General features: G+C 64.5%; 22 protein-coding genes and 1 pseudogene. 10 read left to right on the top strand and 13 right to left on the bottom strand.

What is annotated here, in order from left to right; all coding sequences use genetic code 11:
• Both CVM52_RS13440 and CVM52_RS13435 read right to left on the bottom strand, forming a co-directional pair.
• The coding region (locus CVM52_RS13440; RefSeq protein ID WP_133119846.1) for an SseB family protein at nucleotides 1-476 on the bottom strand (476 nt) is incomplete at its 3' end.
• Nucleotides 469-1,071 carry a uracil-DNA glycosylase family protein gene (locus tag CVM52_RS13435; RefSeq protein WP_100163006.1) on the bottom strand — a complete coding sequence of 201 codons (603 nt, stop codon included), beginning with the start codon at nucleotides 1,069-1,071 and terminating at the stop codon, nucleotides 469-471. The genes CVM52_RS13435 and CVM52_RS13440, both read right to left, overlap by 8 nt.
• 288 nt (nucleotides 1,072-1,359) lie before the next feature.
• Here CVM52_RS13435 and CVM52_RS13430 point away from each other — a divergent pair, with 288 nt between their 5' ends.
• From CVM52_RS13430 to CVM52_RS13415, 4 genes are read left to right on the top strand one after another with little or no spacing between them, the layout of a single operon-like run.
• Nucleotides 1,360-2,019, top strand: a complete 660-nt coding sequence (locus CVM52_RS13430; RefSeq protein ID WP_100163005.1) for an ABC transporter ATP-binding protein — start codon at nucleotides 1,360-1,362, stop codon at nucleotides 2,017-2,019.
• On the top strand, nucleotides 1,997-3,721 hold the full coding sequence (locus CVM52_RS13425; RefSeq protein WP_100163004.1) for a KpsE/RkpR family capsule polysaccharide export protein: 1,725 nt from the start codon (nucleotides 1,997-1,999) through the stop codon (nucleotides 3,719-3,721). The genes CVM52_RS13430 and CVM52_RS13425 overlap by 23 nt, the downstream gene beginning before the upstream one ends.
• Nucleotides 3,718-4,557: a 3-deoxy-8-phosphooctulonate synthase gene (kdsA, locus tag CVM52_RS13420; RefSeq protein WP_100163003.1), complete on the top strand. Its 840-nt coding sequence runs from the start codon at nucleotides 3,718-3,720 to the stop codon at nucleotides 4,555-4,557. Before CVM52_RS13425 ends, kdsA begins: the two co-directional genes overlap by 4 nt.
• Before the next feature lie 34 nt (nucleotides 4,558-4,591).
• On the top strand, nucleotides 4,592-6,088 hold the full coding sequence (locus CVM52_RS13415; RefSeq protein WP_100163002.1) for a phosphomannomutase/phosphoglucomutase: 1,497 nt from the start codon (nucleotides 4,592-4,594) through the stop codon (nucleotides 6,086-6,088).
• Nucleotides 6,089-6,430: 342 nt separating this feature from the next.
• Here CVM52_RS13415 and CVM52_RS26600 read toward each other — a convergent pair whose 3' ends face one another.
• The 9 genes from CVM52_RS26600 to CVM52_RS13375 form a co-directional block, all read right to left on the bottom strand.
• Nucleotides 6,431-7,138, bottom strand: a complete 708-nt coding sequence (locus CVM52_RS26600; RefSeq protein WP_133119845.1) for a hypothetical protein — start codon at nucleotides 7,136-7,138, stop codon at nucleotides 6,431-6,433.
• A complete protein-coding gene (gene rpoD / locus CVM52_RS13410) occupies nucleotides 7,139-9,127 on the bottom strand; it encodes an RNA polymerase sigma factor RpoD (RefSeq protein ID WP_100163001.1) in 1,989 nt (662 codons plus the stop codon).
• Between the two features lie 117 nt (nucleotides 9,128-9,244).
• Nucleotides 9,245-11,185 (bottom strand): DNA primase, encoded by a 1,941-nt coding sequence (gene dnaG, locus CVM52_RS13405; RefSeq protein WP_100163000.1) that lies wholly within the window; start codon nucleotides 11,183-11,185, stop codon nucleotides 9,245-9,247.
• 119 nt (nucleotides 11,186-11,304) lie between these two features.
• Entirely contained in the window at nucleotides 11,305-11,601 is a 297-nt protein-coding gene (locus CVM52_RS13400) for a hypothetical protein (RefSeq protein ID WP_100162999.1), read from the bottom strand.
• 38 nt (nucleotides 11,602-11,639) lie between these two features.
• Entirely contained in the window at nucleotides 11,640-12,185 is a 546-nt protein-coding gene (locus CVM52_RS13395; RefSeq protein WP_100162998.1) for a sarcosine oxidase subunit gamma, read from the bottom strand.
• Entirely contained in the window at nucleotides 12,178-15,108 is a 2,931-nt protein-coding gene (locus CVM52_RS13390) for a sarcosine oxidase subunit alpha family protein (RefSeq protein WP_100162997.1), read from the bottom strand. The genes CVM52_RS13395 and CVM52_RS13390 overlap by 8 nt, the downstream gene beginning before the upstream one ends.
• Nucleotides 15,105-15,368, bottom strand: coding sequence for a sarcosine oxidase subunit delta (locus CVM52_RS13385; RefSeq protein ID WP_100162996.1), 264 nt, complete (start codon nucleotides 15,366-15,368; stop codon nucleotides 15,105-15,107). Before CVM52_RS13385 ends, CVM52_RS13390 begins: the two co-directional genes overlap by 4 nt.
• A 60-nt stretch (nucleotides 15,369-15,428) precedes the next feature.
• Nucleotides 15,429-16,682: a sarcosine oxidase subunit beta family protein gene (locus CVM52_RS13380; RefSeq protein WP_100162995.1), complete on the bottom strand. Its 1,254-nt coding sequence runs from the start codon at nucleotides 16,680-16,682 to the stop codon at nucleotides 15,429-15,431.
• A gap of 181 nt (nucleotides 16,683-16,863) precedes the next feature.
• The gene (locus CVM52_RS13375; protein WP_100162994.1) at nucleotides 16,864-18,294 is read right to left on the bottom strand and encodes a Glu/Leu/Phe/Val family dehydrogenase; all 1,431 of its coding nucleotides are present in this window, start codon (nucleotides 18,292-18,294) and stop codon (nucleotides 16,864-16,866) included.
• Between the two features lie 319 nt (nucleotides 18,295-18,613).
• Here CVM52_RS13375 and CVM52_RS13370 point away from each other — a divergent pair, with 319 nt between their 5' ends.
• The 3 genes from CVM52_RS13370 to CVM52_RS13360 are packed head-to-tail and all read left to right on the top strand — an operon-like array spanning nucleotide 18,614 to nucleotide 21,495.
• Nucleotides 18,614-20,380, top strand: coding sequence for a TadE/TadG family type IV pilus assembly protein (locus CVM52_RS13370; protein ID WP_240620958.1), 1,767 nt, complete (start codon nucleotides 18,614-18,616; stop codon nucleotides 20,378-20,380).
• Nucleotides 20,377-20,913 carry a TadE/TadG family type IV pilus assembly protein gene (locus CVM52_RS13365; RefSeq protein ID WP_100162993.1) on the top strand — a complete coding sequence of 179 codons (537 nt, stop codon included), beginning with the start codon at nucleotides 20,377-20,379 and terminating at the stop codon, nucleotides 20,911-20,913. Before CVM52_RS13370 ends, CVM52_RS13365 begins: the two co-directional genes overlap by 4 nt.
• 3 nt (nucleotides 20,914-20,916) lie before the next feature.
• Complete coding sequence (locus CVM52_RS13360) at nucleotides 20,917-21,495, top strand: TadE/TadG family type IV pilus assembly protein (protein WP_100162992.1); 579 nt, start codon at nucleotides 20,917-20,919, stop codon at nucleotides 21,493-21,495.
• 4 nt (nucleotides 21,496-21,499) lie between these two features.
• On the opposite strand, the gene CVM52_RS13355 is transcribed toward CVM52_RS13360, so the two are convergent.
• A complete protein-coding gene (locus tag CVM52_RS13355) occupies nucleotides 21,500-21,973 on the bottom strand; it encodes a hypothetical protein (protein WP_100162991.1) in 474 nt (157 codons plus the stop codon).
• 213 nt (nucleotides 21,974-22,186) lie between these two features.
• On the opposite strand from CVM52_RS13355, the gene CVM52_RS13350 reads away from it, so the two are divergent.
• Both CVM52_RS13350 and CVM52_RS13345 read left to right on the top strand, forming a co-directional pair.
• On the top strand, nucleotides 22,187-22,864 hold the full coding sequence (locus CVM52_RS13350) for a Hint domain-containing protein (RefSeq protein WP_100162990.1): 678 nt from the start codon (nucleotides 22,187-22,189) through the stop codon (nucleotides 22,862-22,864).
• 113 nt (nucleotides 22,865-22,977) lie between these two features.
• The gene (locus CVM52_RS13345) at nucleotides 22,978-23,889 is read left to right on the top strand and encodes a pirin family protein (protein WP_100162989.1); all 912 of its coding nucleotides are present in this window, start codon (nucleotides 22,978-22,980) and stop codon (nucleotides 23,887-23,889) included.
• A gap of 141 nt (nucleotides 23,890-24,030) precedes the next feature.
• Here the strand turns inward: CVM52_RS13345 and CVM52_RS13340 are convergent, their stop codons facing one another.
• Nucleotides 24,031-24,618: a TetR/AcrR family transcriptional regulator gene (locus CVM52_RS13340; protein WP_100162988.1), complete on the bottom strand. Its 588-nt coding sequence runs from the start codon at nucleotides 24,616-24,618 to the stop codon at nucleotides 24,031-24,033.
• Between the two features lie 99 nt (nucleotides 24,619-24,717).
• Between CVM52_RS13340 and CVM52_RS13335 the strand changes: the two are divergent.
• Nucleotides 24,718-24,909: pseudogene (locus CVM52_RS13335) on the top strand (hypothetical protein); the annotation flags it as partial.

Below are 24,909 nucleotides of genomic sequence, written 5' to 3'. Positions count from 1 at the left end.
GTGGCCAGCCGCGCATCCAGCGCCGGCAGCAACGCTTCGGGCAGTCCGGTGGGCGGGCTCAGTTCGGCAATGCGCGCCTCCAGCGGGTCGGGCGCGCCGGCGCCGATCTGGTTCAGCCAGGCCACCGCCTCGGCCGGGATCAGCATGGCCGAGGGCGCCACGTCGAGGTTCAGGCCAAGACCCACGCCCTGCCCGGCCAGCATCTGCGCCAGCACCCGGCCCGGCAGTGCCACGTAGGGCACCGCCCGCCCGGCAAATTGCGCCAGCCGGTCCGCGCGGTCAAAGGCCAGGACAAAGCGGCCATCGGCAACATCGAAGATCTCGGGCGAAATATCGTCACCCTGCGGCTCGTCGGTCAGCAGCAGGTACAGCTCGGATTCCGCCAGCCGCTGATAAAACCGCAGCTGCCGGGCATTGTCCTCCGGCGCCGCCTCCATCGCGGCATGGTCGGTGTCGAGCGGTGTTGCGTCAGTCATCCAGAATCTCCCGCACCCTGGCACGCAGGACCGGAAGCAGGTCGCGTTCGAACCAGGGGTGTTTCTTCAGCCATGCGGTATTGCGCCAGGACGGATGAGGCAAGGGAAACAGCCCCGGCGCATGCGCGCGCCAATCCGCCACCGTTTCGGTCACGGCCGTCTTGCGGCCCAGGTGCCAGCGCTGTGCATGGCCCCCCACCAGCACCGTCAGGCGCAGCCCCGTCAGCTGTGCCATCACCCGGCGATGCCAGGTCTGCGCACAGATGGTCGGCGGCGGCAGATCGGCGCCGCGCGCGTTATAGCCGGGAAAGCAGAAGGCCATCGGCACCACCGCGACGCGGGACAGGTCGTAGAATTCCGCCTCGTCCATGCCCAGCCAGTCGCGTAGCCGGTCGCCCGAGGGATCGGTGAAGGGCCGCCCCGAGTCATGCACCCGCGCGCCGGGCGCCTGCCCCGCGATCAGGATCCGCGCCCCGGGCCGGAACCAGACCACCGGGCGCGGCGCATGGCCGGTATGGCTGGCGGCAAAGCGTTCGGCGCAGAGATCGCAGGCGCGGATCTGCGCGTGCAAGGGGGTCTCGGCAATCATATCCATGTTTCTGAACCCTCGCCGCCACCCGGTCAAACCGGTCGTGATTTTGCCCGCTCGGCCCGGCGACGTTCTGCAACCTGGCTGGTCAGAAAGCGACAGGCCGGCGGAAATCCCGCAGGGGTAGAGCGATAGCTGTTTCAAATCAGGGCGTAATGTGGAAAATAGCATGTGGATAAAGGCGGTAGGACCGCCGTTAACACAGCTCTGCTAAAGAGCGCGGGCAGAATGCCGCGGCGTCCGGGACGGGACCGGGCGTGGCAGTCACGCAAGCAGGCGGCGCCGGAGACGGGGATGTTGGAATTTGTCAATGTCAGCAAGTCGTTCTGGACGGGCACCCAGCGCAAGGTGATCCTGGACAAGGTGTCGTTCCGGGTCGAACTTGGCCGCTCGCTGGGTATTCTGGCCCCCAACGGCACCGGCAAGACCACGCTGATCAACATGATGGCCGGGCTGGAAAAACCCGACGAGGGCGAGATCAACCGCATGTGCAACATCTCGTTTCCGCTCGGCTTTATGGGCGGGGTGATCAGCAAGGTCTCGGCGATGGAGAATTCACGCTATATCGCCCGGCTCTACGGGCTCGATCCCGATTATGTCGAGGCCTATTGCCGCTGGCTCTGTGGGCTGGGCGAATATTTCGACCAGCCGCTAGGCACCTATTCCGCCGGGATGCGGGCGCGGTTTTCCTTCGCGCTGATGCTGGCGCTGGATTTCGACATCTACCTGATCGACGAAGGCATGCCGGGCACCACGGATGTGGAATTCAACCGCAAGGCCGGCGCCATCCTGGAGGAACGGCTGCGCACCACCACCATCATCATCGTCTCGCACCAGGCCGCGACGCTCGAGAAATTCGCCCGCTCGGCAGCGGTGCTGCGCAACGGCCGCCTGTACATGTTCGACACCTTGGAAGAAGCGAAGCAGCTCTATGACTACGAAACCCAAGGCTAGAAAATTCCGCATCAAGCGCGGCTCTTCGGCCGAGATGTTCCGCAGCAAGGCGGCGGCGTCGGAATCCGCCCAGGCCGGTGCCGTGGCGCGGCCAGAGGCGTCAGACGCGCCGGCCAGCGCCCCCGAAACCGTGCAGCGAACCGCACCGGTTGCCAAACCGGTCTCGCCGCCGCCATCGCCACCCGAGCGGCCGGAACGCCCGGCCGCTTCGACACCGGCGGCCACGACCTCCGAACCGGCCGCGTCTGAACCCGAGGCCGGGCCCGAGGGCAGCACCGATCTCGACGCGATCAAGCGCGAAGGGCTGACCGGGCGCCAGCTGCGCATGGCGCGGCGGGTGGCGCAGAAGAACAACCTGCCCGCCACCTCGGATTTCGACGCGGTGCGGCTGCTGCGTGAACGCGGCATCGACCCGTTTGCCCGCTCCAACATGCTGGAATTGGTGGTGCCAAAGGGCAGCGATCCGGACACGGGACAGGATCCGGTGCAGCTGCCCCAGACCATCCCTTCGCGGCGCGAGACCCTGCCCTCGCCCGAGTTGAGCCCGACGCAGCGGCGCGAACAGGAGATCGGCGCCATCCAGCGCGACATCATGCTGCGCCGCCGGCGCAAGATGCTGCTGTTGCTGGCGCGGCTGGCGTTTTTCGTGCTGCTGCCGACCTTTGTCGCCGGCTGGTATTTCTACCGCGTCGCCACGCCGATGTATTCGACCCATTCCGAATTCCTGATCCTTCAGGCCGACAATATGGGCGGCACCGGCATGGGCGGGCTGCTGTCGGGCACGCAATTCGCCACCAGCCAGGATTCCATCGCCACGCAGTCCTTCCTGCAATCCAAGGACGCGATGCTGCGGTTGGACCGCGATGTCGGCTTCAAGTCGCATTTCGCGCAGGACTGGATCGACCCGATCCAGCGGCTGGGCCCCGATGCCTCGAACGAAGAGGCCTACGAGACCTACCGCAAGAATGTGCAGATCGGCTATGACCCGACCGAGGGCGTGATCCGGATGGAGGTGATCGCCGCCGATCCGGCAATTGCCAGCGAATATTCGCGGCGGCTGATCTCTTATGCCGAGGAACGGGTCAACCACCTGTCGGAACAGAAGCGTGGCGACCAGATGCGCGACGCGCTGCAGGGGTTCGAACTGGCCCAGCAGGAACGCCGCAATGCCCAGGAGGCGCTGGTGACGCTGCAGCAGCGCGGTGCCGTCCTCGACCCCGAGGGGGTGATCGCGGCGCTCAGATCGCAGATCACCAATGTCGAAACCCAATTGCTGGAAAAGCAGCTGCAGCTGGCCGCGCTGGAGGACAATGCCCGCCCGAACCAGGCGCGGGTCGACGGCGTCCGGGGCGATATCGAACGGTTGGAGTCGCTGCTGACTGATCTCAACAACCGGATGGTCGATGCCTCGAAGGGCGAAAATTCACTGGCCGAACTGAACGTGCGGATCCAGATGGCCCAGGCCGATCTGAGCACCCGCGACCTGATGCTGCAATCGGCGCTGCAGCAGGTCGAACAGACCCGGATGGAGGCCAACCGCCAGGTGCGCTATCTCACCACCTCGGTCGAGCCGGTGCAGAGCCAGGAGCCCAGCTATCCGCGCAAGTTCGAGAACACCATCCTTGCCTTCCTGATCTTTTCCGGCATTTATCTGATGCTGTCTCTGACCGCATCCATCCTTCGTGAACAGGTAACCTCGTGACTTTTACCCCCGTGGCCGTCGGTGGCCTGACCATCGGCAATGACCGTCCGCTGACCGTGATCGCCGGCCCCTGCCAACTGGAAGGCGCCGATCACGCGCAGATGATCGCCGGGCGCATGAAAGAGATCTGCGACGCCTGTGGCGCGCAATACGTGTTCAAGGCCTCTTACGACAAGGCCAACCGCACCTCGCTGTCGGGCAAGCGCGGCCCGGGCATCGATGACGGGCTGAAACTGCTGCAGCAGGTCGGCAAGGCCATCGGCGTGCCAACGCTGACCGACGTCCATACCGAGGCGCAATGCGCCCCGGCGGCCGAGGCGGTGGACATCATCCAGATTCCCGCCTTCCTGTCGCGCCAGACCGATATGTTGCTGGCCGCCGGGGCCAGCGGCGCCGCGGTCAATGTCAAGAAAGGCCAGTTCCTGGCGCCCTGGGATATGGGGCCGGTGGTGGAAAAGATCGAAAGCACCGGCAACCGGCGCATCCTGCTGACCGAGCGCGGCACCTCTTTCGGCTATAACACCCTGGTGGCCGACATGCGCAGCCTGCCGCAGATGGCACAAACCGGCTATCCGGTGGTGATGGACGCCACCCATTCGGTGCAGCAGCCCGGCGGGCGCGGCGGCTCGTCCGGGGGACAGCGCGAATTCGCCCCGGTGATGGCCCGCGCCGCGGTGGCGATCGGCACCGCGGCGGTGTTCATCGAAACCCACCAGGACCCCGACACGGCGCCCTCGGACGGGCCCAACATGATCCGCCTCGACGACATGCCGCCGCTGATCGAGCTGCTGATGACGCTGGACCAGGTCGCCAAGGCACACCCGCTTCACCCCTGATTCCTCCTCCCATTCTGCCGAAGAGATTTTCGTCATGACCAAACCTGCTGCGGCGGTGACGCCGAACACCTGGGACTTTCTGCGCGACCCGATGATCGCGCCCACCGGATTTCGCGAATATGACGCGCGCTGGAAATATCCCGACCAGATCAACCTGCCCGGCATGACCGCGCTGGGCCTGGGCATCGGCACCCAGATGCGCCGGCGCGGCGTCGAGCCGGTGATCGCGGTCGGCAATGACTACCGCGACTATTCGCTGGCGATCAAACAGGCGCTGGTGCTGGGGCTGATGCAGGCCGGGGTGCAAGTGAAGGATATCGGCCCCTGTATCACGCCGATGGCCTATTTCAGCTCCTTCCACCTGGGCGTGCCCGGCGTGGCGATGGTGACCGCCTCGCACAATCCGAACGGCTGGACCGGGGTCAAGATGGGCTTTGCCATGCCGCTGACCCACGGCCCCGACGAGATGGCCGAGCTGCGCGATATCGTGCTGAATGGCGCGGGCGAAGCGGCGCCCGGCGGCGGTTATGAAACCGTACAAGGCGTCTGGGACGCCTATATGGACGACCTGGTCGGCGATTTCAAAATGACCCGCAAGCTGAAGGTCGTCTGCGCCACCGGCAACGGCACCGCCGGCGCCTATGCCCCCGCCCTGTTCGAGCGGCTGGGGGTCGAGGTGGTGCCGAGCCATAACGAGCTGGACTATACCTTCCCCCACTACAACCCCAATCCCGAGGCCATGGAGATGCTGCATGACATGGCCGCAACGGTGAAGGATTCGGGCGCCGATTTCGCGCTGGGTTTTGACGGCGACGGCGACCGCTGCGGCGTGGTCGATGACGAGGGCGAGGAGATCTTCGCCGACAAGGTCGGGGTGATCCTGGCCCGCGACCTGGCCCGCCTGCATCCCGGCGCGACCTTCGTCGCCGATGTGAAATCGACCGGGCTGTTCGCCTCGGATCCCGAGCTGCGCAAACATGGGGTCAAGGCGGATTACTGGAAGACCGGCCATTCCCACATGAAGCGCCGGGTGCACGAGCTGGGCGCGCTGGCGGGGTTCGAGAAATCGGGCCACTACTTCCTGGCCGACCCGATCGGGCGCGGCTATGACGACGGGATGCGGGTGGCGGTGGAAATCTGCAAGCTGATGGAGCGCAACCCGGAGATGAAAATGTCCGACCTGCGCAAGGCCCTGCCGCGCACCTGGTCGACCCCGACGATGTCGCCCTATGCCGCCGATACCGAGAAATACGACATTCTCGACCGGCTGGTGGCCAAGCTGGTGGCCCGCGCCGAGTCGGGCGAGCCGCTGGCCGGCCGCGCCATCAAGGAGGTGGTGACGGTGAACGGCGCGCGGGTGATCCTCGACAACGGCTCCTGGGGCCTGGTCCGCGCCTCGTCCAACACGCCGAACCTGGTGGTGGTCTGCGAAAGCAGCGAAAGCGAGGCCGAAATGCGCGCCATCTTCGCCGATCTCGACGCGGTGATCCGCACCGAGCCGGGCGTCGGGGACTACGACCAGACGATCTGAGCGTCACGGGGCGAGCGTCACGGGAGTGGCGCCGCCCCCCTGTCCGCCCGGGCTTGGGCCGAGGTCTCCCTCAACACCGAGGCCCAATCATCGATGCGGGCCGCGCCCGACCCTGGGTGGGCGCCTCTTGACGACTGGCATCAGCGATTTAAGCCGCCCTATCCGCCAAACGCCCGAAAAACTTTATGGGTTTAAAACGCGCCCTGCGGCCACGCCACAGGCGTGCCGATGATAATTTGCGCGCCAACGGCGCAACGGGAGGGTCGGACGCAGCCCGGGCCGGTCGCCCGGTCAATGGAATATCACTAATTCTCCGAAGTGAGCGCAGTTCTTTATCGGTCACTATCGAAGGACAACCTCATAACCTTTTCCGAACTTGCACACCCAGAGTTTTGCGCGCTCCAAGGTTTCTGGCTCCCCGTTCAACACGAAAAAGGTTCTTGATGAAAACCGCCTCATGCGCACTGCAAAAGAGCATTGCAAGCGGTTCATCCAAAAGCGAATTTCTTCCGCATGCCCGCCAGGATAACGGGAATTGTGGTGGTAGATGACTGCCGTGCGGTTTCTAGCCAAAACGAGAGCTTCTGACTCGGGTAAGCTCTTCCAGTTTTTTCGCCTCCCGGCTCGAAAAGCTTCATCGCAACGCAGCCCATTGTCAGGATCTGCAAAAACGATATCGCAAGCGTTCAAGTCGCGACATACCCTTTCAAACCATGCAGTTCGCCAATCACTGCGTCGCTGAAAACTTGGATCATTAAATCCAAGAGTTTCTGTCGAATACGCTGACGCGAACAAACAACCGCTTTCAATAAGCGACTTCAGGTTTCTATCATTGTTTGAAACCAACTGAGCTAGCGTGTCGAACACCTTTGGATCAAGAGGACGCCAAATCTCTGGATACTTCAGATACTTAGTGTGTTTGCCATCTGAGTTATGGGCTTCATCTGGATGATGATACCAAGCCACACCAAGCTTACGCCCTCTCGCGATGGCATTCAGAAATGAATACTTGGCAAAGTCGCCGATATCCCCGACGTAGCGATCCTGCATTCACTGATCCAGGAAACTCCGCAGCTTCCGCGACCGGCTGGGGTGCTTCAGCTTGCGCAGCGCCTTCGCCTCGATCTGCCGGATCCGTTCGCGGGTCACGCTGAACTGCTGGCCGACCTCTTCCAGAGTATGGTCGGTGTTCATGCCGATGCCAAAGCGCATCCGCAGCACCCGCTCTTCCCGCGGGGTGAGCGAGGCCAGCACCCGCGTGGTGGTTTCCTTCAGGTTCTCCTGAATGGCGGAATCCAGCGGCAGGACGGCGTTCTTGTCCTCGATGAAATCGCCAAGCTGCGAATCTTCCTCGTCGCCGATCGGCGTTTCGAGCGAGATCGGCTCCTTGGCGATCTTCATCACCTTGCGGACCTTTTCCAGCGGCATCTGCAGCTTTTCCGCCAGTTCCTCCGGCGTCGGCTCGCGGCCGATCTCGTGCAGCATCTGGCGGCCGGTGCGGACCAGCTTGTTGATGGTCTCGATCATATGCACCGGGATCCGGATGGTGCGGGCCTGGTCGGCGATCGAGCGGGTGATCGCCTGGCGGATCCACCAGGTTGCATAGGTCGAGAACTTGTAGCCGCGGCGGTATTCGAACTTGTCCACCGCCTTCATCAGGCCGATATTGCCTTCCTGAATGAGATCAAGGAATTGCAGCCCGCGGTTGGTGTATTTCTTGGCAATCGAAATCACCAGCCGCAGGTTCGCCTCGACCATTTCCTTCTTGGCCTGGCGCGCCTCTTTCTCGCCCTTCTGGACCTGGGCGACGATGCGGCGGAATTCGCTGATGTCCAGGCCGACATATTGCCCGACCTGCGCCATATCGGCGCGCAGCTCCTCGACCTTGTCGGTCGAGCGTTCGATGAACATCTGCCAGCCGCGCCCCGACTTGCTGGCCATGTCGGACAGCCAGTTCGGGTCCAGCTCGCGGCCGCGATATTCGTCGATGAATTCCTTGCGGTTGATGCGGGCCTGATCGGCCAGCTTGACCATCGATCCGTCCAGCGACATCACCCGGCGGTTGATGCCGTACAGCTGGTCGATCAGCGCCTCGATGCGGTTGTTGTGCAGGTGCAGACCGTTCACCAGTTCCACGATTTCCGAGCGCAGCGCCTGATAGGTGTCTTCGTCGGTTTTCGAGAACGACCCGTCCTCGTTCAGCGTCGCCGAGATCCGGCTGTCCTGCATCTCGGACAGCTGGGCGTAGTCATTGGCGATCACTTCCAGCGTGTTCAGGACCTGGTCCTTAAGCGCGGCCTCCATCGCGGCCAGCGACATGTTGGCCTGCTCGTCCTCGTCATCGTCATCGTCCTTGGCAATCGGGTTGCCATCGGCGTCGAGCTCGGGGCCAGTATCTTCTTCCGGCTTGCTTTTGGCGGCGGCGGGCTCGGCGCTGACCAGCGGCTCTTCAACCTCGCCATCCTCGTCCATCTGGCCCGAGAAGGTGGTTTCAAGGTCAATAACATCGCGCAACAGGATGTCTTCGCTCAGAAGTTCGTCGCGCCAGATGGTGATGGCCTGGAAGGTCAGCGGGCTTTCGCAGAGGCCCGCGATCATGGTGTTGCGGCCGGCCTCGATGCGTTTGGCGATGGCGATCTCGCCCTCGCGCGACAGCAGCTCGACGCTGCCCATCTCGCGCAGATACATGCGCACCGGGTCGTCGGTGCGGTCAAGCTTTTCCTGCCCGGTCGAGGCCAGCTGCACCTCGCGGGCATCGGATTGCACGACCACCTCGGTCGAGCCCTTCTGCTCTTCCTCTTCGGCCTCTTCATCCTCGATGATGTTGATACCCATCTCCGAGAGCATCGACATCACGTCCTCGATCTGCTCGGAGCTCACCTGGTCGGGCGGCAGAACCTGGTTGAGCTGATCGTAGGTGATGTAGCCCTTTTCGCGCGCCTCGCCGATCATCTTCTTCACGGCGGCCTGGCTCATATCGAGCGAAATCTCGGCTTCCTGATCTTCGGTTTTGCTGTCGTCGGTGTCTTTGGCAGCCATTCAATGCTCCTGCGCGGGGTCGTACGGCGATTCGCTGATCTGCGAATCAATAGCGCGATCTGGTGATTCGGCCACCCGTTTACCCCAATTTTCTTGGCGTTCCCTTAGGAAATCGCCCTACTGTTGCCGTTTGGAGTGGCCGATCTGGTCCAGCAGGGCGGCAAACGCATCGCGTTCGTCCCGGCTGATTCGCGCTCCATTGTCTCCGGTGTCATATTCGGTTCGGTCCTGGTGCTGAGACCGCATCGCCGCATTCCGCGCCTCGGCAGCCTGGCCCAGCCGCCATGTCAGCGCCTCGTCCGCGACATGTGCCAAGTCCTCGACTGCATCGGCAATTTCGGCCTCCCACCCCCGATGCGCTTCGAGTTTGGCGAGTTCTTCGCCCAGCGTCATGCTCGCGCGCTCCACATCGCCCGGGCTTCGCACCGAGGGATTGATTGCCACATGGCGTAGCGCGAATAGGTTTTCAAGGGCCGCGCCGCCGCCCTGGCCGATAATTTCCTCGCGCAGGCTGTCGGGTGCCTGGGCACCCTGGCGCAGGATGATGTCGCGAATCAGGCGGAAATCCGGGTCGGCACACTCCATCCGCTCGATCCCGGCTTCGAACTGGGTGATGGCCGCCGGGGTGGCGATCAGCGTGGCCAGGATCACCGCCTCGCGCATCCGGGTCTCGGCGGCGTCGCCCGAGGCGGCGATCAGCGAAGTCTTGGTGCTGGCCAGCGGCGTCTGTGCCGGCTTGCGCCCCGCCACCCAGGGGCCGCGCGCCTTGCGTTTCGGCGCAAAAAGATCGCGCCGCAAAGCGTTGATTTCCTGGCCGTAATGGCTGCGGATCGACGGGTCGCGGATCAGCTTGATCTTGTCGCGCAGAGCCTTGTCCAGCGCCGCCTTGCGCTCGGGGCTGTCAAAGCTTTTGCCCTCGGTCTCGCGCTGCCACAGCAGGCGCACCATCGGCGTGGCGTTGTCGATCAGCCGCTGCACCGCCGCCGGGCCATCGCCGCGGATCAGATCGTCGGGGTCCTGGCCCTCCGGCAGGATGGCAAAGCGCAGCGATTGCCCCGCCTCCAGCAGCGGCAGCGCCAGGTCGATCAGCTTCATCGCCGCGCGCAACCCCGCCGTATCGCCGTCCAGCGCGATCACCGGCTCGGGCGCGATCCGCCAGAACAGTTGGAGTTGGTGTTCGGTCACCGCCGTGCCCAGCGGCGCCACCGCCGCCGGGAAACCACCGGAGTCCAGCGCGATCACGTCCATATAGCCTTCGGCCACGATCAGCGGCGCGCCCTTGCCTGCCGCCTCGCGCGCCGGGCCGTGGTTGAACAGGTTGCGCCCCTTGTCGAACAGTTCGGTTTCCGGCGAGTTCAGGTATTTGGCATTGTCGTCCGGATCCATCGCCCGGCCGCCAAAGGCGATGGCGCGGCCACGTGCATCGCGGATCGGGAACATGATGCGGTTGCGGAACACGTCATAGGGTTTGCCGCCTTTCGACGAGGCCTTGGCCAGCCCGGCGCCGAGGATCAGCTCCTCGGCCACGCCCTTGCCGCGCAGATGGTCCCACAGCCCCTGCCAGCCGGCGGGGGCAAAGCCGATCTCCCAGCGTTCCAGCGCCGCGCCGTTCAGCCCGCGCCGGGCGAGATAATCGCGCGCCGGCCCCGCCGCGCCGGTGTTCAGCTGCAGGCGGAAGAACTGCACCGCCTGTTCCATCACCTCGGCCAGCTGGCTGCGGCGGTCGGCCTTTTCCTGCGCGCGGGGATCGCGGGCGGGCATTTGCATCCCGGCCTCGCGGGCGAGGATCTCGACAGCCTCCATAAAACCGACATTCTCGGTCTCTTTCACGAAGGAGATCGCGTCGCCCTTGGCGTGGCAGCCAAAGCAGTAATAAAACCCCTTGCGGTCATCGACGTGGAACGAGGCGGTCTTTTCCTGGTGGAACGGGCATGGCGCCCACATGTCGCCCTTGCCCTGGTTCGATTTGCGCGCATCCCACATCACCTTGCGGCCGACCACCTGGGTCAGGCTCAGGCGGCTGCGCAGTTCATCAAGGAAACCGGGAGGAAGACTCATGTTTTCTTATAACGGAGTGGCAGAGCGGACGTCCAGAAATCTGAACGCCTCGCGGCGGGGGTGACGAAGCTTGGACAATTCCTGGCAAAATTTCACGACCGAAATCTGCCGCCACCGGCTCAGTTGGCCAGGCAGACTTCTTTCCAGGCTTCGCTCAGGTCGTTCTGGCGCACCACGCGCATCTTCTTTTCGTAGACCCAGGGGGTGATCAGCGGGATCGCGGCATTGTAGTTTTCCGGCCAGGTCGGGTTGCTGGCGGCAATGGCCTCGGGCACGTCGCGCTCCTTGACCCGGTCCAGCCGCGCCTGCTGGATCGCCGCAACCACCTGCGCCTGGTAGCCACAGCTGACCTCCTTGCTGTCCTCGGCCAGGGCGGGCGTGGCAAGCAGGGCAAGGACGAGGGCGGGGCGGATCATGTCAGGCTCCTTCGGGAATCAGGGACAGTCCGGTGACCTTACCTGCGCGCCGCGACGGCTTCCATTGCCGTCTTGAGATCGTGAACCAGCGTCTGCGCCATCGAGCGGAACACCATCACCTGGAAGGCCTGCGGCCCAATCCGGGTGATCGAGGTCATCATGTGTTGAAGCGCGCTGCGGACGGTATGGCCGCGTTTGAAACCGGCGCGGCGCAGGTCGACCGGCACCAGCCGGGCCAGCACGTCTTCGGCCCCCGCGCCTTCCAGCCGCACCACCGCCCAGGCATCGCTCTGATCGGTCAGCGCCGCATGGGCGGCCAGCGCCGGGTCCGGCGCCGGGCCGATCAGCAGGTATTGTCCCTTCCCGAACCAGATAAGCCGCGCGCCGTCTTTTCCGGTGCTGCGCCCCGGTGCCGGCAGCGCCAGCCCGTGGGCCGTGTCCAGCGCCGCGCCCAGCGCCGCCTCTTGCCCGCGCCAGGGCATCAGCGAGGTCAGCGCGCCCGGCGCCTCCTCGGTCAGTGCCACCTCGCCGATCTGCAGCGGCACCAGCCCGGCGCAGGCGCTTTTGGCGACAAGTTCAACCACGCAGCCGCCCTCCCTCGGGATCGAACACCACCGGGTCGATCACCTCGCAGAGGGTTTCGACACCACGCATGTGATCGACCATTTTCACCGTCTCGCCAATACGTTCCGGCCCGTTCTTAAGAAAGGCCAGGCCCAGCGTATGGCCCAGCGTCGGCGAATAGCAGACCGAGGTGACATAGCCCTGGTCGTTCTCGCGCGTGGCGGCATCGGCGGGGGCGAACAGATGCGCCCCGGCGGTGATCAACTGGATCTCGCCCGCCGGTTTCAGCCCGACCAACCGCTCGCGCGCCGGATCGGTCAGGCCGGGCCGTTCCGACATCGTCTTGCCGATGCAATCTTTCTTGGCCGATACCATGCGCCCCAAACCGACATCATAGGCGGTGGTGCGCCCGTGAATCTCGGCATGGGTAAGCAGCCCCTTTTCCAGCCGCAGCACGTTCAGCGCCTCCATGCCATAGGGGCCGCCGCCCAATTCCTCGGCGCGGGCCAGCAGCAGGCGGAACAGGTCTTCGCCATAGCGCGCCGGCACCGCCAGTTCATAGGCATGTTCGCCCGAGAACGAGATCCGGAACAGCCGTGCCTGCACCCCCATCACCTCGACCGGGCCACAGGCCATGAACGGCCAGGCGGCGTCTTCCAGCGGGTCGTCCAGCAGATCGTTCAACAGATCGCGCGATTTCGGCCCGGCAATGGCAAATTGCGCCCATTGCTCGGTGACCGAGATGAAATTCACCTCCCATTCGGGATGCAGGCATTGATGCACGTAATCCAGGTGCCGCATCACCTCGCCCGCCGCCGCGGTGGTGGTGGTCATCAGGTAATGATGCTCGCCCAGCCGCGCGGTGGTGCCGTCATCCATGACAAAGCCATCCTCGCGCAGCATCAGGCCATAGCGCACCCGCCCCACCTTCAGCGTCGAGAACAGGTTGGTATAGACGAAATCCAGCAAACTGGCCGCATCCGGCCCCTGGATATCGATCTTGCCCAGCGTGGAAACATCACAGATTCCAACGCTTTCGCGCACCATCTTCACCTCGCGGTCGCAGGATTGCCGCCAGGTGGTCTCGCCCGGTGCCGGGAAATAGCTGGGCCGGTACCACAGCCCGGCCTCGATCATCGGCGCGCCGCGGTCGACGCTGGCCCGGTGCGAGGTCGTCAAGCGCTGCGGCGCAAAGCCCTTGCCCTGCCCGCCGGCGCCCAGCGCGGCGATGGCCACCGGCGTATAGGGCGGGCGATAGGTGGTGGTGCCGGTCTCGGGGATGCTGCGGCCGGTGACATCCGCCAGCACCGCCAGCGCGGCGACGTTGGAATTCTTGCCCTGGTCGGTCGCCATGCCCTGGGTGGTATAGCGTTTCATATGCTCGACCGAGCGGAAATTCTCCACCGCCGCCTGGGTCACGTCCTTCACCGTCACGTCGTTCTGGAAGTCGAGCCAAGCGCGCCCCTTGCCCGGCACCGCCCAGAGCGGCGCGATGCGCCAGGGGTCGTCCTCGGCCGATGGCGGATCCAGTTCCGGCAGGCTGCGCCCCAATCCCTGCAGTACCTCGCCCGCCGCCGCCAGCCCTTCGCGCAGGCAGCCGGCGGTCGAGAATGTGCCGTCGCAGGCCCCCGCCGTCACCATGCCGGGCACCGCGCCGGGCCGCGGCACGAAGCCCAGCACATCCTCGTTCCAGACCGGCCGGCCGTTCATGTGGCAGGTCAGATGCACCGTGGGGTTCCAGCCCCCCGCCACCGCCAGGCAATCGGTGGCCAGCCGCTCTTCGCCGCCAACCGAGCGCAGGGTGATGCTTTCCAGCCCGCGCCGCCCGCCGCTGTTGCAGATCTGCGCGCCGCGGATCAGGTGCACCCCCGGAAGGTCGGGCGCGTCATGGCGGCTGTCGATCAGGCCGGCCACGTGCACCCCGGCGGCCAGCAGGTCGCGTGCGGTGCGATGGCCGCTGTCATTGTTGGTGAACACCGTCACCGCCTTGCCCGGCGCCACCCCCCAGCGGTTGACATAGGCGCGCACCGCACCGGCCATCATGATCCCCGGCCGGTCATTGTTGCGAAAGGCGATCGGCCGTTCCAGCGCGCCCGCCGCCAGGATGCTGCGCCGCGCCACGATGCGCCAGAAACATTCGCGCGGCAGCCCGGCGCGGCGCGGCAGATGGTGGCCCACCCGCTCGAGCGCCCCGAACGTGCCCTGGTCATAAGCGCCGGTGACCGTGGTGCGCGGCATCAGGCGGACATTCTCCATGTCCTCCAGTTCCTCCACCACCTCGCGCACCCACTCTGCCGCGGGCATGCCGCCGACCTCTTCGGTCTCGGCCAAGAGCCGCCCGCCCGGGCGCCAATCCTCATCGGCCAGGATCACATCGGCCCCGGCGCGCCCCGCTGCCAGCGCCGCGATCAGCCCGGCCGGGCCGGCGCCGATCACCAGCAGGTCGCAAAACGCATAAGCCCGTTCATACAGGTCGTCATTGTGCTGTTTTGACAGCGCCCCCAACCCGGCGGCACGGCGGATCACCGGCTCGTACAGCTTTTCCCAGAAGCCGCGCGGCCACATGAAGGTCTTGTAATAGAACCCGGCGCCAAAAAACGGCGCCGCCAGGTCGTTCAACTCCATCAGGTCGAACCCCAGCGTCGGCCAGCGGTTCTGGCTCTGCGCCTCCAACCCCTCGAACAGCTCCTGCACCGTGGCCCGCACATTGGGATCGCGCGCGGCGCCGCGGCCCAGCGTGACCAGCGCGTTGGGCTCCTCGCTGCCGGCGGTCAGGATGCCGCGCGGGCGGTGATACTTGAACGACCGCCCGACCAGGCGGATGCCATTGGCCAGCAACGCCGAGGCCAGCGTGTCGCCTTCAAAGCCCTCGTATTCCACCCCGTCAAAGGTGAAGCTGACCGGCGCGCTGCGGTCGATCAGGCCCCTGCCCTCCAGCCTCATGCCTTTTCCTCCGCCGCCAGCGCCGCGCCCAGCACCTCATGCGTCAGGGTATCGCGGGTGACCACCAACCAGGCGCCACAGCCGCTGGCGTGATACCACAGGTCGCGGGTCACCCCCGCCGGATTGTCGCGCAGATGCAGATAGTCGTCCCAGGCGTCATCGCCGGCCTCGGGATCGGGGCGGTCCAGCAGCACCGCCGCGCCCTTGTAGTAGAATTCGCGCAGATCGCGCTCGCCACAGATCGGACAGGGAATTCTCATCGCGCGCCCCCTGCGTCGTCTTTTTTCCAAATGCTCAAATCCGGCCGCGCCACAGGCGCCTCAATGCAGGTTGTGCTGGGCACCGGTGCCCTCCTCGTCCATCAGCCCGATCCCGTCGCGGAACCGGTCCAGCCGGAAATTCGCCGCCGCCGCATGCGGGCGGCCGGTGGCCAGCAGGTGGGCAAAGCAATGGCCCGATCCGGGCACCGCCTTGAAGCCGCCGTAACACCAGCCGCAATCGATAAACAGCCCATCCACCGGGGTCTTGTCGATGATCGGCGAGCCGTCGGGCGTCATGTCCATGATGCCGCCCCAGCTGCGCAGCACCTTGGCCTTGCCGATCATCGGCATCAGCGTCATGCCCGCCTCCATCACATGTTCGACCAGCGGCAGGTTGCCGCGCTGGGCGTAAGAGGCATACATGTCCAGGTCGCCGCCAAAAACCAGCCCGCCCTTGTCGGACTGGCTGATATAGAAATGGCCCATGCCGAAGGTGATCACCTGGTCGATGCAGGGTTTCAGCCCCTCGGTGACAAAGGCCTGCAGGATATGGCTTTCGATCGGCAGCCGCAGTCCCGCCATCGCCGCCACCTGCCCCGACCGGCCGGCCACGACGATGCCGACCTTCTTGGCCCGGATCGCGCCGCGCGTGGTCTGCACCCCGGTCACCGCGCCATTCTCGATATCGATCCCGGTGACCTCGCAATTCTGCAGCAGGTCGACGCCGCGCATATCGGCGCCGCGGGCAAAGCCCCAGGCCACCGCATCATGGCGGGCGGTGCCGCCGCGCGGGTGATACAGCCCGCCATAGACGGGAAAGCGGACATTGTCGAAATCGAGATAGGGGGCGTGTTTGCGCACCCCCTCGCGGTCCAGCAGGATGGCGTCGTCGCCCTGGTTGACCATGGCATTGCCGCGCCGGGCGGCATAATCGCGCTGGCCGTCGGAATGGAACAGGTTGATGATGCCGCGCTGGGAATGCATGACGTTGTAGTTCAGCGTCTCTTCCAGCCCCTCCCACAGTTTCAGCGAGTGGGAATAAAACTCGGAATTGCCCGGCATCACGTAATTGGCGCGCACGATCGTGGTGTTGCGCCCGACATTGCCGCCGCCGATATAGCCCTTTTCCAGCACCGCGATATTGCGCAGCCCGTGTTCGGCTGCCAGGTAATAGGCGGTGGCCAGGCCATGGCCGCCACCGCCGATGATCACGATGTCGTAGGCAGGCTTCGGCTCCGGGTCGCGCCAATGCGCGCCCCAGCCGCGGTTGCCGGTCAGTCCCTCCTTCAGGATGCGGAGGCCGGAAAATCGCATGGTCTATCCCCCAGGGCCGTCACCGGCGATTGAAGCAATTCCGCACCTGACTAGCAATGGCCGCCGCCCCGGCCGCGGGCATTTTCGACAAAATCACGCCTGTCCGCGACCCGATTGCCCAGCGCCCAGACTTTCCGGACCTCCCGGCCCACCGCCCGCACCGGCCGGCGGGCATCGCCGCTTACAGCCCCTTGGCCCGGTACGAGGCCGCAACCCGCGAAATGCTGACCAGATAGGCCGCGGTGCGCAGGTCGGTGACGTCCTGGCGTTCGTGCCAGACATCGCGCATCGACTGATAGGCGGTGCGCATGGTGTCATCCAGCCCCGAGCGCACCAGTTCCAGCTCGTCGGCGCCGCGCAGGTACTTGGCCTTGAAATTCGGCGTCATCGACCAGGCACCGCCGAGGTATTTGTCCAGCCGCTCCAGCTCGTCGATCAGCAATTGGTGGCGCGCCTCTTCCTGGCGGCGGCCCATGCGGCCAAAGCGGATATGGCCCAGGTTCTTGACCCATTCGAAATAGCTGACCGTCACACCGCCGGCATTGGCATACATGTCGGGGATGATCACCGTGCCCTTTTCGCGCAGGATGTCATCCGCCCCCGCCGTGATCGGGCCGTTGGCGGCCTCGATGATCAGCGGCGCCTTGATCCGCTTGGCGTTGGACAGGTTCACCACGCCTTCCAGCGCGGCGGGAATCAGGATGTCGCATTCCTTTTCCAGCACCGCCGCCCCCTCGGCGGTATGGGTGGCGTCGGGATAGCCGCTCACGCCGCCATGGCCGACGATCCAGTGATGCACCGCCTCGACATCCAGACCGTCGGGATTGAACAGCGCGCCGTCGCGCTCGATGATCCCGGTGATCTTGCAGCCGTCTTCCTCGGACAGGAACTTGGCGGCGTGATAGCCCACATTCCCCAGCCCCTGCACGATCACCCGCTTGCCGTCCAGCGTGCCGGTCAGGCCGGCCTTCTGTACCCCCATATCGTCGCGGAAGAACTCGCGCAGGGCATATTGCACGCCGCGGCCGGTGGCCTCGACCCGGCCGGCGATGCCGCCGGCATTCAGCGGCTTGCCGGTGACGCAGGCCTGGGCATTGATATCGGTGGTGTTCATCCGCGCATAGTGATCGGCGATCCAGGCCATTTCACGCTCGCTCGTGCCCATGTCGGGCGCCGGCACGTTCTGGCTGGGATTGATCAGGTCGCGCTTGACCAGCTCATAGGTGAACCGGCGGGTGATCATCTCCAGTTCGTATTCATCATATTGCCGCGGATCGATCCGCAGCCCGCCCTTGGCGCCGCCGAACGGCGCCTCGACCAGTGCGCATTTATAGGTCATCAGCGCCGCCAGCGCCTCGACCTCGTCCTGGTTCACCCCCATCGCATAGCGGATGCCGCCCTTGACCGGCTCCTTGTGCTCGGAATGCACCGAACGGTAGCCGGTAAAGGTGTGGATCTGACCGCGCAGCCGTACACCAAAGCGCACCGTGTAGGTGGCGTTGCAGACCCGGATCTTTTCCTCCAACCCCGGTGCCAGGTCCATCAGCGCAACCGCGCGGTTGAACATCAGGTCCACGCTCTCGCGGAAACTGGGTTCCTTTGTGTGACTCATCTCCTGCCCTCCTGTTCCTACCGACTCAATCACAGAACCGTTTTGGCAACCAGACTATGACGAGAACGCAAATGCGGGCCAGTTCTTTCCCCGAGGCAGAGGCCGAGTGATATTTCCGGCACGCTGCCCGGGGAAATATGGCCCTCGTTCAGCGCCCAGAAACAACGCCGGGCGCGGCGGCGAATTGCGGCAGATATCGAGGGTAATACGCGTGTTTTTGGACGTGTTCCGCCCAAATTCCGACACGATTCTCACCGAAAACTTTCAGGTGAATTTCTATTTTGTGAGTCGCGGCTAATTCGCGTCGGAAGAGGTTAGCATGCCCATGCGCCAAGACATGTTTGCAGGAAATGTCCCGGCAATTTCTTTGGGACGGGTTTCGAAATTGCGCAAGCGGATGCGCGGCTTCAGGCGCGACGAAGACGGCAACATGCTGATCTTCGGCGTCTATGTCTTCGTGCTGATCCTGATGGTCGCCGGCATCGGCATCGACCTGATGCGCTTTGAACGCGATCGCGCCGAGCTGCAATATACGCTGGACCGCGCCGTGCTGGCCGCCGCCGACCTGGAACAGACGCTCGACCCGCAAGCGGTGGTCGAGGACTATTTCAACAAGTCCGGTCTGGGCGACTACCTGGCCAGCGTCACCGTCACCGAGGGCCTGGGCTATCGCGTCGTTTCGGCCACTGCCAATTCCGAGGTCGACACCCAGTTCATGCACATGACCGGGGTCGAGACCCTGGACGCACCGGGGGCCAGCACCGCCGAGGAACGCATCGACTCGGTCGAGATTTCGCTGGTGCTGGACGTGTCGGGCTCGATGGGCAGCAACAACAAGATCAACAACCTGAAAACCGCCGCCAAGGAATTTGTCGATACCATGGTCGACAATACCGAGGACGGCAAAATGTCGATCTCGATCGTGCCCTATGCCACCCAGGTCTCGGCCACCGAAGGGTTTCTCGACCGGTTCAACATCACCCGGCTGCACAGTGAATCCAACTGCGTGAACTTCGAAGCGGCGGATTACAACAACACCGCGATCACGCCCGGCCAGCCGCTGAACCAGACCATGCATTTCGATCCCTGGAATTCCAGCGACCGGCGCGACAACGGCACCAATGTGCTGTCGCCGGTCTGTGTCGAGGCGGACGAGGCCTGGGAAGATACCGGGCGCGAGATGCTGGTCATGCAGAAAGACCGCAACACGCTGAAAGACTTCATCGACGACATGTATGCCAGCGGCAACACCTCGATCGAGATCGGCATGAAATGGGGCACCGCCCTGCTTGACCCGGCGCTGCGCCCGATCATCGTCGACATGGTGGCCGATGGCGAGGTCGACGCGGTGTTCTCGGACCGCCCCTACAGCTACGATACCGGCGATGTGCTGAAGGTTGTGGTGCTGATGACCGACGGTCAGAACACCACCCAATACCTGATCAACGATGGTTTCCGCGCCGGTGACTCCAACATCTGGTGGAACGAGCAGGAGCAAAAATACTCGGTCTATACCGGTCTGGATGTCGATGACGAAGACAATGACGGCAACGTTCTGGAGCCGCTGTTCTACTGGCCCTTCAACGACAGTTGGAATGACCACGCCTATGGCGAGGGCACCTATGACGAAACCACGATCAGCTATGACTGCATCTCGTATCGGCGCAACGGCTCCTGCAAGCGCTATCAGACGGTGGAAACGACCACGACCGTCGACGAGCCGGGCACCGCAGAATTGCTGACCTATGCCCAGCTGTGGGCGCAGACGCCGGTGAAGGCCAACGTGCGGATGAACTACGAGCCCTGGATGAACGACAGCGAGGCCTGGAGCGACTGGTATTACGCTGTGGTTGACGATGTGAATTCCAGCGCCAAGAACACCCGCGCCTATGCGATCTGCGACGCCGCCAAGGCGCAGGACATCATCGTCTTCACCATCGGTTTCGAAGCGCCCTATTCCGGACGCCAGGTTCTGATGAACTGCGCCAGCTCGGATGCGCATTTCTTCGATGTCGACGGGGTCGAGATTGCCGATGCCTTCGCCTCGATCGCCACCTCGATCCGCAAGCTGAGGCTGACCCAATGAGCACGCGCCTGAGCAGGGCAATCTCGCGTTTCCGCCGGTCCGAGGCGGGCAATGCGACGATCGAATTCGCCATCACCTTCCCTGCGGTGATGATGCTGCTGCTGTCGGGCATCGAATTGGCGATGTCCTCGCTGCAGCACGCGATGCTGGAACGCGCCATGGACATGACGGTGCGTGACATCCGGCTGGGCACCGGCACCTCGCCGCAGCATGACGAGATCAAGGATCTGCTGTGCGAACGCGCCGGCTTTATCGACAATTGCAGCACCAACATGCGCCTGCAAATGGTCGAGGTCGATCCGCGCAACTGGAACTGGGCCGGCGGCGCCGCGCAATGCGTCGATCATGCCGAAGACGCCGAGCCGGTGATCGAATTCAAGCAGGACGCGGCGGAAAACGCCCTGATGGTCCTGCGGGCCTGCGCCAAGATCGACCCGATCTTCCCGACCACCGGCCTGGGCGCGGCAATGAAGGGGGATGACGGCCAGTATTCGCTGGTGTCGATTTCGGCCTTCGTTCAGGAACCGAGGTAAGCCATGCTGACCAGACTACTGAAATCCCGTTTCAAGCGCTTCGCCCAGGACAATTCGGGCAGCATCACCGTTGAATTCGTGCTGGCGATGCCGATCCTGTTCTGGTCGTTCATGGCGGCTTACGTGTTTTTCGACGGCTATCGGCAGAGCGCGGTCAATCTCAAGGCGGCCTATACGATCAGCGACCTGGTCTCGCGCGAGACTTCGTTCATCGACGATGATTACATCGACAGCATGCTGAACCTGCTGCAACTGATGACCGACGCCTCGTCCTCCGGCGACGTGACGATGCGGATCTCGGTGATCCGCTGGGACCAGGATGATGACCGCTATTACCTCGATTGGTCGGCAAACCGCGGCTTTTCCGAGGAACTGACCAACGCCAATCTCAACGATCTCAAGGATCGTCTGCCCACCATGCCCGATAACGAGCGGGTGATCCTGGTGGAAACCAACAATGTCTTCGTGCCGCTGTTCAACATCGGCATGGATGACATCAACCTCAGCAACTTCGTCTTCACCCGCCCGCGGTTTGTATCGCAGGTGCCGTGGGACAATGGCGAAGGGGGCGGCAGCGCCTGACGCCTCAGCCGCGTTCGGCCTGCAGCGCCGCCAGGATTTCGGCCATCGCCTTGGTCTGGTGCCCGGGCATGACTCCGCCAATGCCGACGCGGCGGCCGATCCGCCACCAGATGCCCGGCCGCCACACGCGCGGACCGGGCGTGCGCGTTTTCAGCATGAACCCGTTTGAGGGTTTGAAGGCCAGCAAGCCGCGTTCGACCGCTGTGATATCTTCGATGCGGGCGATGCAGGTGCCGGAACTGTCGCGCAACTCGCTGCGGGTCAGTTCGATGGTCAGTTCGGTGGACCGCCGCATCACCTCGGCCATCCACAGCGCCCCCAGCCCGATCAGCACCAGCAGAACCTGAAACGAAAGATCGGCGGGCGGCGTCGAAAAGGCGACATAGAGCGTGACAGCCGCCACCGCCACAACCATCGCGATCCCGATCCAGCGCCGCGGCGCCGATGCCCGGGCCACGGCAAGCACCTCGTCATCCATCCTGCACACTCCTGTCTTGCAGCCCGCGTCTAGCCGGAAACGGCGGCCGGGAACAGCCCCCAAGCGGATGCCGAATCTGACCCGGTTTCCGATTTCAGACCAGTGCCGTTGTTTTCCCCAAAATCGTTTCCGCACTGCAGCAAATTCACCCGCAGATCCGGGCAAAACCGTCATATTTCTGGCGTTTTTCAGCGTGTTATCTAATTTGCGCTCATGCGCTACTGGCAAGACATACCTTTTCTCAAGGGCCTGAGCCCGGTCCGCGGCCCCGAAGCCGCGCCGGTTCTGATGGAAAATGACATCCTCGACGACGATCCGGATTTTACCGCCGACGACCTGGATCCCGACAATCCCGATGTGGCCGATCACGCGCTGCTGGCAGCGGTGATGGCCCAGACCGGCGATGTGGCCGCGGCGCCGCCCAAGCCGGAGCCGCCGGCGCGCCGCGTCATCGCCTGGAAACTGCCGGGATTTGAAAGCAAGTGCCGCGTGACGACCAGCTTCGGCGATCTGCCGATCGAGGCGCTGCGCGTCCGCGACCAGGTGCGCACGATCACCGGCGCCTATCGCGAGGTCCGCTGGATCGACCGGATCCGGCTGGATGCCGATTTTCTCAGCCGCCATCCCGAGGCGCTGCCGGTGATGATCCGCGCCAAGGCCCTGGGCGGCGTCGGCCCGGCCAAGAACATGCTGGTCTCGCCGGGCCAGACGGTCTGGGTGCCCAAGGTCTCGGACGGCTATCGCGCCACCCTGGCGGGCGAACTGGACGGCCAGCCCAATATCATGCGCACCCGCCGGCCCGAACTGACCTATTACCGCTTTCACTGCGGCAGCCCCGAAAAGGTCTGTGTCGAGGGCTCGTGGTTCTGCACCGCCCCGTCCGAGGCTTGACCGCCGCCGATCCGTTGCGCAGCGCCGCACAGCCCCGGTGTGCGGCTGCGTATTGATCGACCTGGTGCACCCTTTATCTATGGCCCAACGCAACGTCTTTCAGGAGACTGGCCATGTCCCTCAGACCGACTCTCGAAACCCGCAAGGCGCTTCCCACCATGGAAGGCGCCGGGGTCAAACTGCACCGCGCATTCGGCTTCCAGGACCCGTCCGAACTCGACCCGTTCCTGCTGTTTGACGATTTCCGCAACGAACGGCCCGAAGATTACCTGCGCGGCTTCCCCTGGCATCCGCATCGGGGCATCGAAACCATCACCTATGTGCTGTCCGGCACGGTGGAGCACGGCGACTCGCTGGGCAATACCGGCACGCTGGGCGCCGGCGACGTGCAATGGATGACCGCCGGTTCCGGCATCATGCACCAGGAAATGCCCGCCGGGAACGCCGCCGGGCAGATGCATGGCTTCCAGCTGTGGGGCAACCTGCCCTCGTCGCTGAAAATGACCGCGCCGCGCTATCAGGACGTCAAGGGCAGCGAGATTCCCGAGGTGATCGACGATGACGGCACCCGCGTGAAGGTGATCGTTGGCGAGTTCTGGGGCAAGACCGGCCCGGTCGACGGCATCGCCGCCGATCCGCAATACCTGGACGTCTTCGTGCCTGCCGGGGTGAAGAAGACCTTCAAGATCGACACCTACCGCCGCGCCTTTGCCTATATCTTCGAAGGCAGCGCCGCCTTTGCCGATGCCTCTGCGCCGTCGGGCGTGCTGCTGGAAAAGGAAGTGGCGGGCGAAGAGGTGAACATCCGCGACCTGTCGGGCAACCGCACGCTGGTGCGGTTCGGCACCGGCGACGAGGTGACGGTGCAGGCCGGCCCCGAGGGTGTACGCTTCCTCCTGATCTCGGGTGCCCCGATCCAGGAGCCGGTGGCCTGGCACGGCCCGATCGTGATGAACACCCAGGCCGAGCTGATGCAGGCGATGCAGGACCTGCGCAATGGCACCTTCATCCGCCCGGCGCATTAAGCGGAAAAGGCTGAGCGATGCGAGCGGTCGCAGGTTTACTGCGGCCGCTTTCGTCTTTCGCAGGGTGGTCCGGCGGTCAGAGCCGCGCGCGCCCCTTACGCCACTCCGCCCGGGACCAAGCGGCGCCGCCACGCAAGACGCTCACCCGCCGACCGCCTTGCGCACCATATCCCAATACACCGCCTCCACCGCGTCCAGCGGCATCGGCCCGCCGACGCGATACCAGGTGTTGATGCCATTCAGCATGGCGATCACCGCGCGCGCGGCGATCCGGATGTCGGGAATCGCAAACACCCCCTCCGTCACCCCGTCCTGCAGCACCTGTTCCAGCGTGGTCTCATAGGTGCGCCGCAATGCTTCTACCGCGGCGAAATTCTCCGACGACAGGTTGCGCAGTTCCATATAGGCGATGAACACCGCGTCGCGCCGCTCCAGATGGAAGCGGATGTGGAACCGGACGAAGGCTTCCAGCCGGGCGAGCGCGTCTCCGGGCACGTCCTGTGCCGCGCGCGCCGCCAGCAATTCCTCCATATGCGACTGCATCAGGCTGAACAGCAGGCTCTGCTTGTCCGGGATGTAATTGTACAGCGCCCCCGCCTGCACCCCCACCTCAGCCGCGATCTGGCGCATCGATACCGCGGCAAAGCCGTGCCGGGCAAACAGCCGCAGCGCCGCCGCGCGGATGCGGGGGCCGGTGATATCCGAATGCGATCCGGTGGTACGCGCCATGCGCGGAGATTATCTGAACATTCGTTCAGATAGAAGCCCCGCTTGCGCCACCCGCCGCAAGCGGGCAAAAGGCGGGGCAACACTTTCGCAGGGCTTGGCATGGTTTTGCACCGATCCCGATTTCGCCACCTGGTCCCGGCCGCCGCGCTGCTGCTGGCGGGGTGCACCAACCTGCCCGACCTGGGCGACGCCGCGCCGGTGGGCCTGGAGGATGCCGATTACCCCGTGCTGATCCCGCTGGACGGCACCTTTCAGTCCGTCCCGCCGCCGCGCGAGGCCGGCGCCCAAGCC

It is taken from the genome of Pseudooceanicola lipolyticus, assembly GCF_002786325.1.
Classification (GTDB): Bacteria; Pseudomonadota; Alphaproteobacteria; order Rhodobacterales; family Rhodobacteraceae; genus Pseudooceanicola_C; species Pseudooceanicola_C lipolyticus.
Note: the sequence above shows the minus strand (reverse complement) of the source record. Positions and strands in the feature narration are given on the sequence as shown.

What these genes read in the sequence shown, in the direction of transcription:
- dnaG (WP_100163000.1), bottom strand. Translation starts at nt 11,185, where the DNA reads ATGAGTCTTCCTCCCGGTTTCCTTGATGAACTGCGCAGCCGCCTGAGC.
- CVM52_RS13375 (WP_100162994.1), bottom strand. Translation starts at nt 18,294, where the DNA reads ATGAGTCACACAAAGGAACCCAGTTTCCGCGAGAGCGTGGACCTGATG.
- CVM52_RS13355 (WP_100162991.1), bottom strand. Translation starts at nt 21,973, where the DNA reads ATGGATGACGAGGTGCTTGCCGTGGCCCGGGCATCGGCGCCGCGGCGC.
- CVM52_RS13390 (WP_100162997.1), bottom strand. Translation starts at nt 15,108, where the DNA reads ATGAGGCTGGAGGGCAGGGGCCTGATCGACCGCAGCGCGCCGGTCAGC.
- CVM52_RS13360 (WP_100162992.1), top strand. Translation starts at nt 20,917, where the DNA reads ATGCTGACCAGACTACTGAAATCCCGTTTCAAGCGCTTCGCCCAGGAC.
- CVM52_RS13340 (WP_100162988.1), bottom strand. Translation starts at nt 24,618, where the DNA reads ATGGCGCGTACCACCGGATCGCATTCGGATATCACCGGCCCCCGCATC.
- CVM52_RS13425 (WP_100163004.1), top strand. Translation starts at nt 1,997, where the DNA reads ATGACTACGAAACCCAAGGCTAGAAAATTCCGCATCAAGCGCGGCTCT.
- CVM52_RS13345 (WP_100162989.1), top strand. Translation starts at nt 22,978, where the DNA reads ATGTCCCTCAGACCGACTCTCGAAACCCGCAAGGCGCTTCCCACCATG.
- CVM52_RS13350 (WP_100162990.1), top strand. Translation starts at nt 22,187, where the DNA reads ATGCGCTACTGGCAAGACATACCTTTTCTCAAGGGCCTGAGCCCGGTC.
- CVM52_RS13435 (WP_100163006.1), bottom strand. Translation starts at nt 1,071, where the DNA reads ATGGATATGATTGCCGAGACCCCCTTGCACGCGCAGATCCGCGCCTGC.
- CVM52_RS13400 (WP_100162999.1), bottom strand. Translation starts at nt 11,601, where the DNA reads ATGATCCGCCCCGCCCTCGTCCTTGCCCTGCTTGCCACGCCCGCCCTG.
- CVM52_RS13380 (WP_100162995.1), bottom strand. Translation starts at nt 16,682, where the DNA reads ATGCGATTTTCCGGCCTCCGCATCCTGAAGGAGGGACTGACCGGCAAC.
- CVM52_RS26600 (WP_133119845.1), bottom strand. Translation starts at nt 7,138, where the DNA reads ATGCAGGATCGCTACGTCGGGGATATCGGCGACTTTGCCAAGTATTCA.
- rpoD (WP_100163001.1), bottom strand. Translation starts at nt 9,127, where the DNA reads ATGGCTGCCAAAGACACCGACGACAGCAAAACCGAAGATCAGGAAGCC.
- CVM52_RS13385 (WP_100162996.1), bottom strand. Translation starts at nt 15,368, where the DNA reads ATGAGAATTCCCTGTCCGATCTGTGGCGAGCGCGATCTGCGCGAATTC.
- CVM52_RS13370 (WP_240620958.1), top strand. Translation starts at nt 18,614, where the DNA reads ATGCCCATGCGCCAAGACATGTTTGCAGGAAATGTCCCGGCAATTTCT.
- CVM52_RS13430 (WP_100163005.1), top strand. Translation starts at nt 1,360, where the DNA reads ATGTTGGAATTTGTCAATGTCAGCAAGTCGTTCTGGACGGGCACCCAG.
- CVM52_RS13365 (WP_100162993.1), top strand. Translation starts at nt 20,377, where the DNA reads ATGAGCACGCGCCTGAGCAGGGCAATCTCGCGTTTCCGCCGGTCCGAG.
- CVM52_RS13415 (WP_100163002.1), top strand. Translation starts at nt 4,592, where the DNA reads ATGACCAAACCTGCTGCGGCGGTGACGCCGAACACCTGGGACTTTCTG.